Origin of the sequence: Streptomyces chiangmaiensis (assembly GCF_036281785.1) — a bacterium.
Taxonomy (GTDB): domain Bacteria; phylum Actinomycetota; class Actinomycetes; order Streptomycetales; family Streptomycetaceae; genus Streptomyces; species Streptomyces chiangmaiensis.
Genome location: NZ_JAYWVC010000221.1, coordinates 1 through 12442, shown reverse-complemented (window position 1 = coordinate 12442; position 12442 = coordinate 1). Strand labels below are relative to the sequence as shown.

General features: G+C 69.2%; 8 protein-coding genes and 1 pseudogene. 2 read left to right on the top strand and 7 right to left on the bottom strand.

The features are described from left to right. Nucleotides 1-1111 (top strand): GntR family transcriptional regulator (locus VXC91_RS36780; RefSeq protein WP_329511699.1); only part of this gene is annotated, 1111 nt, incomplete at its 5' end. Between the two features lie 178 nt (nt 1112-1289). Here VXC91_RS36780 and VXC91_RS36775 read toward each other — a convergent pair. Continuing rightward, complete coding sequence (locus tag VXC91_RS36775; RefSeq protein WP_329511698.1) at nt 1290-1526, bottom strand: GntR family transcriptional regulator; 237 nt, start codon at nt 1524-1526, stop codon at nt 1290-1292. A gap of 201 nt (nt 1527-1727) precedes the next feature. Here VXC91_RS36775 and VXC91_RS36770 point away from each other — a divergent pair, with 201 nt between their 5' ends. Continuing rightward, nucleotides 1728-2006, top strand: a complete 279-nt coding sequence (locus VXC91_RS36770; RefSeq protein ID WP_329511697.1) for a hypothetical protein — start codon at nt 1728-1730, stop codon at nt 2004-2006. 293 nt (nt 2007-2299) lie between these two features. Here VXC91_RS36770 and VXC91_RS36765 read toward each other — a convergent pair whose 3' ends face one another. The 6 genes and pseudogenes from VXC91_RS36765 to VXC91_RS36740 form a co-directional block, all read right to left on the bottom strand. After that, nucleotides 2300-3211, bottom strand: coding sequence for a 3-hydroxyacyl-CoA dehydrogenase NAD-binding domain-containing protein (locus VXC91_RS36765; protein WP_329511696.1), 912 nt, complete (start codon nt 3209-3211; stop codon nt 2300-2302). Nucleotides 3212-3233: 22 nt separating this feature from the next. Further along, on the bottom strand, nt 3234-4226 hold the full coding sequence (locus VXC91_RS36760) for an SMP-30/gluconolactonase/LRE family protein (protein ID WP_329511695.1): 993 nt from the start codon (nt 4224-4226) through the stop codon (nt 3234-3236). 4 nt (nt 4227-4230) lie between these two features. Continuing rightward, nucleotides 4231-5715, bottom strand: coding sequence for a CoA transferase (locus tag VXC91_RS36755; protein ID WP_329511694.1), 1485 nt, complete (start codon nt 5713-5715; stop codon nt 4231-4233). Between the two features lie 831 nt (nt 5716-6546). Further along, on the bottom strand, nt 6547-8505 hold the full coding sequence (locus tag VXC91_RS36750) for a SpoIIE family protein phosphatase (RefSeq protein WP_329511693.1): 1959 nt from the start codon (nt 8503-8505) through the stop codon (nt 6547-6549). Nucleotides 8506-8724: 219 nt separating this feature from the next. Next, nucleotides 8725-9923, bottom strand: a pseudogene (locus VXC91_RS36745) (IS110 family RNA-guided transposase). Between the two features lie 298 nt (nt 9924-10221). After that, a complete protein-coding gene (locus VXC91_RS36740; RefSeq protein WP_329511692.1) occupies nt 10222-12387 on the bottom strand; it encodes an FUSC family protein in 2166 nt (721 codons plus the stop codon). Nucleotides 12388-12442 lie beyond the last annotated feature (55 nt).

The following is a 12442-nucleotide window of genomic DNA, read 5'->3' as shown; positions in this document are numbered from 1 at the left end:
CGCCGCCCTCGCCGAGCCGCCCGCACAGCCGCGCCCCAATCCTGACCCGCCGACTCCCGAAGAAGCAGCCCTCGTTCTCAACACCGCCTGGCAACGGGACCTGGATTGGGGGACGTTCCTGTTCATGACGATGGTGACCGGCTCCCGACGGGGTGAGATGTGCGCCCTGCGCTGGTGCGACATCAACGTCGACCGGCTCGAACTCTTCGTGAAGCACTCCAACAACCGCCGACGCATCAAGGACACGAAGACCCACCAGCGCCGCAAGCAGTCCATCGACGTGATCACGCGTTCCGTCCTTCTGGCCCACCGCGCACGGGCGGAAGAGCGCTGCAGGGCACTCGGCGGCGAACTGGCTCGCGACGCCTTCGTCTTCTCCCATGAGGCCGACTCCTCCATCCCCCTGCTGCCCCCGAGCGTCACCCAGCGCTACCGCCGCCTGGCCGAGAGGCTGCAGATCCACACCCACCGTCTGAAGGACCTGCGTGCGTACAACGTGACTGAGTTGCTCGGCGGCGGCGCCGACGTCCGTACTGTCGCCGGCCGCGTCGGTCACGGCAACGGAGGCGCAACCACCCTCAAGTACTACGCAGCCTTCCTGGCCACCGCCGACCGCCAGGCGGTGACCATGTTCGCCAAGCAGCTGCCGGTCCCCGAGGCCCTGCTCACCGAGCGGCCCGTGACCACCACCGTCAACGGGCTGCGCCTGGCGTGCGAGTGCGGCAACGAGTCGGTGTGGGCCATGCTCGTCGTCACCGAGGACGGGGCCGAAGCGCTCTGCGGCCAGTGCGAGGCAGCAGTCGTGGCCCGCCCGGAATCCTCGCCAGGGCTTCTGCCCGGCCGCGTGGTCAAGGCTGATTCCGCCCAGACGCGGAGGCTCGCGCCCTGGGAAGAGCTCACCGAGGAACTCAAGGCAGCCATCGCCGACGGCACCCTGCCGCCCGGCGAGGAGACCCCCACCGTCGCCGACATCGCCCAAGCCCACGGCGTCTCCGTCGCCACCGCGCACCGCGCCTTCGCACAGCTCAAGAAGGACGGCCTGATCGAGGCCAGCCGCGGCCGCCGCGCCGTCGTCCGCCGGTGCCGGGAGGAGGCTGCCGATGCCGCGTAAGCCTGGTGATTACGGGTAGCGGACAGGCGCAGGTCACTGCGGAATGAGCGCAGTGACCTGCCAGCGGGCAAGAAACGCCCCATCTTGCCTGACTGCCGCTCCTGAGCGGAAACCCGTCTGGGCGAGGGCGTCTGACCTGAGGATTCGCTGCTGAGGCCTTGCAGCCCTCGGCACTTGGCTACTCCCGCTCGGCGACAAACGAGCCGAGGCCTCGCACGGTGTAGATGACGCCCTCTTCCCGCAGGTTGGCCAAGACCTTCTGAGCGGTGTCGACAGCGACGCCGGTCTCATTGACCAGCTGCTGCACGGAGGGCACGCGGGACCGCGGCGGGTAGGTGCCGTCAGCGATCCGCTGCCGGATTACGTCGGCGATCTGCTCCCACTTCGGCCTGTCCTCTGCCCACTCGTCGATCACGAGTGCACCGTAGGCATGCGCCCCCATGGCTCGCGATCTGTAGAAGGGGTGCACTACCCCCTAGGAGTAGTTTCGGAATCAGTGGACCCCCGCGGCCTGGCAGGGCCCGGGGGCGTGGCCAACCTGATGAGAGCAGGTCAGCATGAAAGAGGCTACCGACACCGCCCCACATGGGGGAGGGCTGCGCTCCCGCTTCCTGGCGTGGGCGACCTGAGCGAGCAGCAGCAGCGCGGCGCCGCGTGCGTATGGTGCGGGACTTCCCTCACTGCAGAGACCGCCGTCGACCTCGGCGAGCGGCGGATAAGGGTCCTGGACAGCCACGTCACGGTGTTCCCCCGCGGCTGCCGCCCCTGCACTGTGCAGGCCGCGTTCCGAGCCCTGCACGACCACGCGCCCGGCTGCGATCTGTGCGTCGCCGAAGCCGGCAGCTGCGACAACGGCGTGGCGCTGCGCCGCCTTATGCGGGAGGCCCGGCGATGAAGATCTGTGCACGCTGCGACAAGCCGATCCAGGGCAAGCCGGTCCAGTGGGACCACGTCTCTGCATCGGCCGGCGGAATCACGGTGTACGTCTGCCCAGTGCCGTGCAGGCCTGCGACGCCACGGCAGACCACCCCGTCCGGCCACAGCCACTGAAGACCCCCGACGCGCCTACGAGCCGGGCGCCAGTACACCGCAACGCCGGGGCGGGGCACCATGCGCCTTGACAGCCCCAGCCCTCATGGGCGCGGCAAGGTCTGTACCCCCGGCAGGATTCGAACTTGCGACACCGCTTTAGGAGTTCGATCCAGCGGGCCCATATGGCCCCGCTCCTTCTGCGGCGGCGTCACTGGCGGTGAGGGCTGCGCTTACGGCGCGGGTACGCCGGTCGCGGCGGGCAGCCAGCTGTTCGTAGGCCTGCGGACCGGCGCCGTACGTCTCCTCGACCTGGGCAATGACCTGGTCGGTCTTGGTGGGGTCTGGGGCGCCGATCTCGAACGTCATCTGGGAGCCGATGTGAGCGATGACGTGGCGGATGCCACCCGGTCCGCCGCCGAGGTGTCGGGACTCGAAGGGCCCGATGGTGGCCCAACGCAGCCCGAGAGACGCTTTGACGAGCTCGTCCAGGTCACCGGCGGTGATGACGTCCTCCTGGACCAGGTAGGTGGCCTGGTCGGCGAAGGCCTTCTGGAGCCGGTTGCCGACGAATCCAGGGATCTCCTTCTTGAGCCTGATCGGCAGCTTGTCCAAGCTCCGGTAGACATCGACGGCCCGTTCGATTGCGATCGCGCTGGTGGCAGAGCTTGGGACGACCTCGACCAGCGGCATCAGCTCCGGCGGGTTGAACGGGTGGCCGATGAGGATCCGATCCGCGGCCGGGTTGCCCTCGGCGATCGCGGACGGCAGCAGACTTGAACTCGACGAGGCGAGAACGACGTCTGGGCGGGTATGGGTGGCGAGCGTGGCGTAGAGCTCGCGCTTGATCTCGATGCGCTCTGGACCCGCCTCCTGCACGAAGTCGGCGCCTTCGAGCGCGGCGGCAAGGTCGGGGGCGACATCGACCGCAACGCCAGCCAGATGCTGCGCGACCAGGTCGCGCAAGTCGGAGCGGGGGTCGTTGAGTCGGACCTCCCACCCATGGTCGGCGAACAGCCGGGACCAAGACAGGCCGATGACTCCGGCACCCACAATGACAACAACAGACATGGAATACACCACCTTGGTACGTTTACTTCAAGATCTTCAAGTCGACTGGAGCCCCGCAACTCGACCCGGTGCGATCGGGGTCTTCGACGTTGAGCGGTGCATGGCCCAGGACAGCGAGGCCGGTGAGCGCCTCGCCCAGCGAGTGGGTCCGCGGTTCCTTCCCCGCGGCCGGTCCTCCAGGGAGTGGGACGTGCCGGAGGGTGCCGGCGAGGTCGCTGACATGGATCCATCCTGCGGCGTGGTCAATGGCCAGGCCGATGGCCTCGCAGAACCCGTCCGCGAGAATCTCGGGTGGCGTGCTGCGGCACCCTGACGCGGGAATCGGCGCTCGGTTCAGGGTGTTGCCGGCCGGCGGGGCACCGCGATCGGTCCAGTAGAGGTACCCGTCCCAGAGCTCCAGGTCGATGGGCTCGGGCAGGCCGTCCCACAGCACCTCGATGTCGCTGCGCTGCTTCGGGCTCTCCCCTGGCGCCAAGGCCAACGGCGCACGCAGTATGCGTCCCTGGCCGCCTTTGGCAGGCCCTTTCACGGACCAGTACAGGTAACCGGCGGTCGTGTCGACGGCAACGCCGACACACTGGTCGAGGATCCCGCGGCTACGATCGTTGACGACGAGGTCGGTCAGGTCGCTGCCGTCGAGGCGGGCGCGGGTGACCCGGCAGCCCTCACGGTCCCCCCAGTACAGCCAGGTGCCGTCGCTGGTGAGCTGCTTGCCCGTGGTGATCACCCCGGTCGCGACGATGTCTCGGGGCGTGCAGTCCGCACGCCCATCGACGGCCAAGGCATGCAATCCCCCGTTGTGCCGACTGTAGTCCTCGGCGGCCTCACCGGTGCCGAGTTCGGATCGGGCGAGCGGCTCACCCATGGTGGTCCAGTAGATTGTGTCGCCGACCACGACGATGCCGTCGGGGCGGGCGCCGGTCCGCACGGTGAGGATCTCGACGACGCCGGTGAGGGGATCGACCTTCAGGATGCGCCCGGTGAAGATGCCGAGGGCCAGAACGCTGTTTGTCATCGGGTCACCGCCATTCGGGGCGGTGGGAGCCGCGCGGGATCAGCGGGTAGGTGTAGTAGCCCGGGGTCTGCGACATCCGAATCTGCTCGGTGACGCCGCGGTAGCGGCCGAGCGGAGTGCCGGCGGTGAACGTCTCGGGGTCGAGATACTCGTGACCGGGCGCCTTCCCCGCGATCTCGGCGGAGTACGCCTTGTCGAAGGTGCCGAGCTGCAGCATCCACAGCGCGGTGCGGGTGAGGGACACCGTGACCTTGTACGAACCGCCCTCCGTGGCACGCCGGATGAGGGCGTGGAGGATGCCGAGCTGAAGGAACCAGGCGGTGACGTAGTCATTGACGACAGGCACCGCGGGCAGGCTTGGGACGCCGTTGTCGCCTTCCTTGAGCATGACGCCCGTGAGGCTGCCGGCGGTCTGGTCGAAGCCGACCCGGTTGGCCCACGGACCGGTCTCTCCGTTGAGGTTGACGCTCGCGTGGATGATGCCGGGCCTGATCTGGGCGGCGTTGGCAGCATCAAGGCCGTGGCGGGCGAGGTAGCCGGGACGGCGGTTGGCGTAGAACACGTCCGCATCGCGCAGCAGGCCGCGCATGACCTCGGCGTCCTCGGGACGGTGCAGATCAAGCATCGTCGATCGGACACCGATGTTCGAGGTGCAGTACAGCCGCGGTATCTCGTACTCGTCGGGGTCCCAGACGTTGAGGACGTCGGCGCCGTGCAGTGCCATAGCGCGGCCCGCGCCGGCGCCGGCGATGATGTGCGCCCGGCCCAGCACCCGGATGCCGTCCAGCGGCGTGACGGCATCGGGCGCGAACGGCTCGGGGGCCGAGTCACCGATCTTCTCGACCACGACCGGCGGCATCGAATCGAGGACATCACGGTACTGCTCGGTGGCGATCAGCTCCTCGGTCGTGCGCAGCATCGGCATGATCACGCCGGCTTCCTCGCCGGCCTGCTCCAGGTCGTCGGCCTTCCACGTCGCGATGGCCTTGGCGACCTGCTCGACCCGCTCCGGAACGCCGAGGAGGGCGGCGGTGTCGTTGCGGAGCTTGGGATAGGGGCCCATCGGATGCACCCAACGGTCATCTGCCGTGCGGTAGAAGGCATTGGTTGCGAACGCGTCGTCGATCCGGGCAGGATCGTTCATCGGGTAGCCGTTGAGGAGCTCCCACTTCTGGTCGTAGAAGGGGCACAGTCGGTGCGGGGCGACCCGCAGGTCCATGGCGATGTCCTGGCCGCGGCCACCGCGCATCTGCCAGATCTTGGCAATGGCCACGGACTTGGCCGCGAGAGCGATCGCGGTGCCGCCGGCGAGACGGAGCGCGCCGGGCAGGATCGGGTCGGCGCCGATGAAGTCGACGGCGCCGCCGGCGTCTGCCTCGCTGAGGTCGACGGTGGCCAGGAGTTCACGCAGATGCAGGTGCGGATCGAAGTCATCGTTCGTTGCGGGCGGGGCCAGCAGCCGATCAATCTGGTTCGGGGTCTTTATCACATTGCTCCTTCTGCGGTGGCACAACTGGAGTCGAGGGCTGCGCCGACGGCGCCTATGCGCCGGTGGCGGCGGTCGCCCGGCCGTTCGACTGCCTGCGGGCCGGCGCCCTACGTCTCCTCGACCTGGGCGACGACCTGGTCCGTCACACTTCGCTTAGTACGGCTGACGTCCAGGTACAGCGGGGCCATGCCCGGTATGTTTCGGTACTCGCTCACACGCAGGAGTTTCACGGGAGACTCGATCTCAATGAGGTCGGCACCCAGATCTCAGAGGACCCGGTCCGCGTAGGTGGGCCCATGGCCACGCTCGAGTGGTGAAGGGCCCGCACACCGTGCAGCGGCTCGGTGGTGCGTGTGTCCGCCAGTGTCACGTCCCTCTACGCCCTGAGCGGGCACCGTGAAGAACGGTAATCACGGATACCGGACAACGGAATTATCGTGTTGCTCATAGCGGTGTGACCGCAGCAGTCACACCGTGCCGCCGCGCATCCCGGGAAGCCGGCGAGCAAAAGCACGGCAGCTGTAGATCGGGCACTGTCACGTTGTCGGATATGGGTGTCTGACGGATGCGATGGTGGCCGGCGCTGGATTAGCCGCGGTGCCACATCCCTAGTCTGGACGACGTCGTATGCGGATCGCGGCTGACCCGCCAAGTCCCTGACCTGGCCGGAGTGCGGCTGTCGCCGCTGTTCCCCGTGAATCTCCGAGAGATCCCGCTGAATCGGGCACGCCGCGGGCACGAGCCTGAGGCTCTTGCCGATGCTCCCCGTCCGTGTCTGCCCGATCGGGCACGCAAGGGGGCACGTCAAAGGAGCTTGATCACGGGAGTTCATCATGTGCGTCGGACGACCAGCACGGCGAGGTCGTCGGCGTGCTTCATCGCCATTGCGCCGTCGAGGATTCGGTCAGCGGTCTCTTCTGCGCTCAGTCCGTCGCGGAGGGCTTGGGCGGCCAATGTGCCTGTTCGCTTCAGTCCGGCGTCCAGCGAGAGGTCCGGCCCTTCGACCACTCCGTCGGTGACCATGACGAGCGTAGTGTCCTTGGCCAGGGTGAAGGCCTCCTGTGGGTAGTCGGCGTCCGGCAGGATTCCCAGGACCGGACCGCCTGGCAGCCGGCGGATGTCGTGACTGCCGTCGTCGTGTGCGCACATCAGGGGCACGTGGCCGGCGCTGGCGCCGGTGACCTGTCCGTCGCGAGGATCGATGTGCAGCATGGTGCAGCTGGCGAACCGTGGTGCGTCCATCTCGACGAGCAGCTGATTGGCGTTCGTCAGGACGGTTCCGGGGTTCGGCTCGTGCGCGGCGATCGCGCGCAAGGAGCCGCGCACCTGTCCCATGAAGGCAGCCGCATCGACGTCGTGCCCTTGGGCGTCGCCGATCTCCAGGGCCACGGCACCGTCGGGCATGAGGAAGGCGTCGTACCAGTCTCCGCCGATGTCGAGCCCGGTACGGCAGGGCCGGTAGCGGGCGGCGACCTCCAGGCCGGGCAGGCGCTCGGGCAGCGTCGGGAGCATGTGCCGTTGGACCGCCGCGGCCAGCTCGACGCGGGCCTGCTGCGCTCTGATGCGCCCCAGTGCTTGGCCTGCAAGCTCCGCCAGTGTGGTCACGAAGGCGTTCTCCTCCCGGGACGGGCGGTGCTCGCTGTCGTAGGTCACCACCCAGGCCCCGAGGGGCCGGTCGCCGGCGGGGCCGAGGGGTGTGATCGACATAGCGGCGTCGGGGCCGGGCCACGGCAAGAGCGCTGCGCTTCCGTGTGGCCAACGACGGAGAAGTTCCTCTCGATTGGGGATGAATTGCGGATCGCCGGTGCGGATCGCATGGGACAGTGGGCGCTGCTCATCCAGCGCCACGCAATACAGAGTGTCGGCGTGCCACGTCGGGAGGCCGGCATCCGAGGAGACGAAGAGGCGCTCGTTGTCGACGAGCGCGAGCGCCGCGCCGGTACCGCCGAAGGTCGCGGCGAGCCGTGTCAGAACGACCTGCTGCAGCTCCTGCTCGGTGGCAGTGGTGATGAGGGCGGAGGAGAATCCGGCGATCATCTTGACGCGGCTCCGCTCGGCCCCCAGCGCAGCCAGCATTTCCTTTCGGTGAGCCTCGTGCTGGGTGTCGTCGCGGATCATCCCGAAGACCTGCTCAGGGCCGTCATAGTCCAGCTGGATCCGACGGGTCTGGCAGGCTAGCTGGTACCAGTCACCGTGCTCGCTCCGGAACCGCAAGCTGGTCCAAGCGTCCTGGGGGGCGTCCGAGGTCAGGAGCCGTCGCAGGGAACCCCGATCATCCGGGTGGACGTGCCGGACCACCCAGGGCAAAGGCACCGAGGCCTCCGGGAACAATGCGCCCACGCTGGCTGCGCCTCCCAGCCACTCGAACTCATGCATCTGGGGCCGGTATGCGCACACGCCGAGGCCGGATGACCTCGCCGACAGCCGGAACGGGATCAGCAGGCTGCCGAGGTCGTTCTGCACGTTCAGCGAGTGCACCCACACCAGATGCTCGCCCCCGGTGGCAGTCGTCGGCCGCGCCTCGACAAGGGTGACTACAGACGCCCCTCCCGGCCTGGGAAGCTCCAGCACCCGCATCGCCACGCTCTGCTTGCGCGCGTGGGCCACGATGCGCTCGACCACGCTCCGCTGACTGTCGGGAACCAGCTCCCCTACGTATCGACCTACACACTGCTCCTCCGACCTGCCGAGCGCTGAGGCCATCGCGTCGTTCAGGGAGCGGACGATGCCATTCGGGTGCAACAGAGCCGACGGTTCTGCCCGCCGAAGGAGTTCGTCCGAGGAGTCCACCTGTCGCTCCCTCGCGATCGTCGAGTGAGCACCCCCACAGCTCCAATCATCGTATTACAGCCATTTCCACGCACTGTGGAAACTTGTGGTGAACCCTCTCTGGAATGTTCTTTTCGCCGCCGACGACCGAGCCCACCATCTTCTGAAGGCGATCGACACGAGGCGTAGCCAGAAGCTAGGTCGGTGTAGCGACTTTGGCCGGGAGTCTCAATGACGCAGTCAAGCCGCTTGCGTGACCGGCGGGGCGGGGGTGAAGACCCGGTTGTCGCGCAGGAGGGCCCACAGGACGCTGGCGCGTCGGCGGGCCAGGGCGATGACGGCCTGGACGTGCTTGAGCCCTTCGCCGCGCTTTTTGAGGTAGAAGTCCCGGTTCGGCCCCTCGCGCATCATGCTGGTCTGCGCGGACATGTAGAAGACCCGGCGCAGGCGACGGCTGTAACGCTTGGGCCGGTGCAGGTTTCCGGTGCGGCGGCCCGAGTCGCGTGGGACGGGCACCAGCCCGGCCGCGGAGGCGAGATGGCCGGCCGCGTAAGCGGTCAGGTCACCCGCGGCGACGACGAACTCCGCACCGAGTATCAGTCCCATGCCTGGCATGGACTCGATGATCTCGGCCTGAGGGTGGCTTCGGAACGTCTCGCTGATCTGCCGGTCTACGCGCTTGAGCCGGTTGTCCAGGGCGAGGATCTGCATGGCCAGGTCGGCGACGATCTGCGCGGCGACGTCCTCGCCGGGCAGCGCGGACTGCTGGGCCTGGGCCGCCGCCAGCGCGGTCGCGGCCACCGCGTCGGCGCCACGCGCGCCGCGGTTGGCCAGCCAGGCTGTCAGCCGCGTCCGGCCGCGGCGGCGGATGCTGGCCGGAGTCTGGTAGCCCGTCAGCAGGACCAGCGCGCCCTTATGGCTGCTGTAGTCGAAGGCCCGTTCCAGGGCCGGGAAGACGCCGGTCAGCACGTCGCGGAGGCAGTTGATCACCGCACCCGGTCGGCCACTAGATCGGTGCGGTGGGCGGTCAGCAGCGCGAGGGCGGCGGCCAGCTGCGCGGGCACGTCGATGGCGGCGAAGTCCCGTTGGTGTCAGGCGGTTTCGGCGATGACGTAGGCGTCGCGGGCATCCGTCTTCGCCTTGCCGCGGTAGGCGCCGGACATGCGGTTGACCGTGCGGCCGGGCACGTAGACGGCCTGCTGGCCGTGGGCTGCGAGCAATGCCAGCAGCAGCGCGGAGGACGTGCCCGAGATGTCCACCGCCCAGCGGACCTCGTCTGCCAGGTCCAGGATCTCGCCGAGTGCGGTCAGGATCGTCGACTCGTCGTTGTCGATCTTCTTCGACCACAGGGTCGTACCGGTCTCGTCGACCACGGCAGCCCAGTGATGGCCCTTGCCCGCGTCGATACCGGCCCAGACCTGAGTCTTCCGCTCGCTCACTCGCCCCTCCTCGTTCCGCACGGCATGCCGTCGGCCCGAGGAACACCCCGCTGTCATCTCCGTAATCAGCGACCGCACACGGCGCGCACATCTCAATCAGCAGCCAGGGCGCCCCAGAGAGCCGGACGGCCACTCCTGTGAAGCCACTGAAGGCAAGGACACAGCAGCCACATCCGGCCCTCCCGGGCCGCCTAACAACTTACGGAGCTGCTTTGGGCGCGAGTGATCACGGCCCCTTACGCTGGCCCGCGGATCGGGCAGGCTTGTGGACCTGCCAGGGCCTGCGAAGCCGCGCCCCTCACCTCCCGGCATGGAGACCTGCGTCGTAGTGGGCAGTGGCCTTGCGGGGTTTCAGGCCTCCCGCGTGACGGCGGTGGCGGGAGGCGATGGTGACGGTGAGGGCCTCGACGGCGTCGACGGTTGCGGCGCTCAGGGCGACGGCGTGGCTGGTCACGGCTCTGTCGGAACCGTAGGACAGCTCGGCCGGCAGGCCGGAGCGGGCGGTGAAGGAGCCGAACACCGACCGCAGTGCTCCCGGGGCCACGGGCTCGGCTCCGGCGGCGGACCGGGCCAGGGCGGAGAGGTGTTCGTGCATCGGATCGGCCAGTTCGGTCAGCTCCGGCACGGTGTCGTGCGGAGTTCGCGGCAGGTGTTCGTGCAGCAGGGTGACGCACCCGGCGACCATGGACACCTGGGTGCTGATCTGCTCCAGCTGCGCGGTCGACCACGGGCTGTGGCGCTGGGCCGGTTCGGCGTGCGACTCCTTCACCGCGGTCTCCAGGTGCTCCCTGACCTGCCGTGATCGCGCCCGCAGCTCGTCGACGGCCGCCGGATCGGTCGCTCCGACGTCGGCATAGCCAGTCAGCAGCTCGGGGAGCAGCCGGTCCTGCACCCGCAGCCACTCCGCGAGCAGGCCCGGCAGCCGCCGGGTGGACCAGGTCGGCCAGACCAGGAAAAGGAGGACGGCGAGCGCGGCGCCGACCACGGTGTCGGCGGAGCGCGCCCACGCCGTGGGCCCGGGCAGCCCGCCGCCGTGGTGGATCACGAAGACGATCCAGCAGGTCAGACATAGGTTGAGCATCAGCTGTCCGGTCCGCTGGAACACGAACACGGCCGCCGCCAGCACCACCGACGCGGCCACGAGGCCGGTGGGCGACCAGTGCGGCAGGGACAGCGCCCAGGCGAGGAGGCCGCCCAGCACGGTCCCGGTCGCCCGTCCCCAGCCGCGGGCGATGGTGTGCCCGTACCCGGGGAAGAGCACCAATATGGTGCTCCGGGTCACCCAGTAGCCGTGCGCGGAGATGCCCAGCCCGTCCCACCCGCCGATCGACCGGCCGATGACCTCGGCGACCACCACGCCCACCACGAGCCGCACCGCGTGGCGGAAGATCGGCGACTGGGGACGTAGTTGCGCCCGGATCCGCCGGGCGGTGCGTGCCACGCCGGGGGTGCCCGCGTACAGGCCCGGCACCTCGCAGTGGGGTTCCAGCACATCGCCGAGGCGGTCCTCGGCCGAGCGCCGGGCCAGCCGCTCGGCCGGCCGCAGCCGCGCGGCCAGGTCCCGCGGGGCACGCACAGGCGAGGCGGCCGCCCATGACTCCAGGAGCGTCCAGACCTCCTCGGGGGTGCGGTGCTCGCGGCCGGAGGCCACCGTACGGGAGATGCTGTCCAGCACCTGCGCAGCGGCGGCCAGTGCTTCCTGGTTCCCGGCCGCTACCGCCTCGGGTGTCGTCAGCCGCACGGTCTCCAGCGCGCGACGGATGAGCTCGGCCTCTCCCAGCAGTCCGAACATGGCCGCCGCCGCCGGCCGGCTGAACTGCGGCAGCAGGTCCAGGGCCTGCCGGGCCGCCGTGAACGGAGCGGACGGGCCCACGGCGGTGGAGTCGGCCGTGACCGAGGTCTTGGCGAGTGACTGGTACAGGGCCGCCAGGGCATGGCGCTGAGCGCCGTACCGCGGACGGTACGGCGGGAGCAGCTGCACCACCACGATGAGTCCGGTCCCGGTCGCGACCCACCCGGCCATGACCAAGCCAGCGTGCACGCCGGGAGCGAGATCAGCCATGATTATCAGCCCGAGGACCGAGAGGTAACCTCGGAGGCCGGGGGCACGACCCAGCGTCCACCACAGCCCGGCGGCGAACGCCACGACCGCGAGCACCGGCAGGTACAGCCAGGTGCGGCCGTTCACCAGGGCCCCCAGCACCGCCATCGCGCTGAGGGCCGCGGCCATCCCGAGCGCGTTGACCACACGGTGCCGCTGTGAACTTATTATCGTGCCGATGCCGGAGATGACCGCACCGACGCTGGCCATGGCCCCGGCGACCGGGTCGTTCAGCAGCAGGCCGAGGATACCGGCGAGCAGCGCGGCCAGTATGGCCCGTGCGATCACCGACGGGGCGGCGAACGCCCGCTGGAGGCGCTGCCCCTCCCGGCCGGTCGCCACCAGCGACGACCACCAGCGCATGTCCGGCACTCCTTACTTCTCCGTATGGTCAAAGGTGAGGGGGAGACCGAGCTGG

Coding starts and splice junctions, on each gene's coding strand:
- VXC91_RS36765 (WP_329511696.1), bottom strand. CDS start 3,211: ATGTCTGTTGTTGTCATTGTGGGTGCCGGAGTCATCGGCCTGTCTTGG.
- VXC91_RS36760 (WP_329511695.1), bottom strand. CDS start 4,226: ATGACAAACAGCGTTCTGGCCCTCGGCATCTTCACCGGGCGCATCCTG.
- VXC91_RS36740 (WP_329511692.1), bottom strand. CDS start 12,387: ATGCGCTGGTGGTCGTCGCTGGTGGCGACCGGCCGGGAGGGGCAGCGC.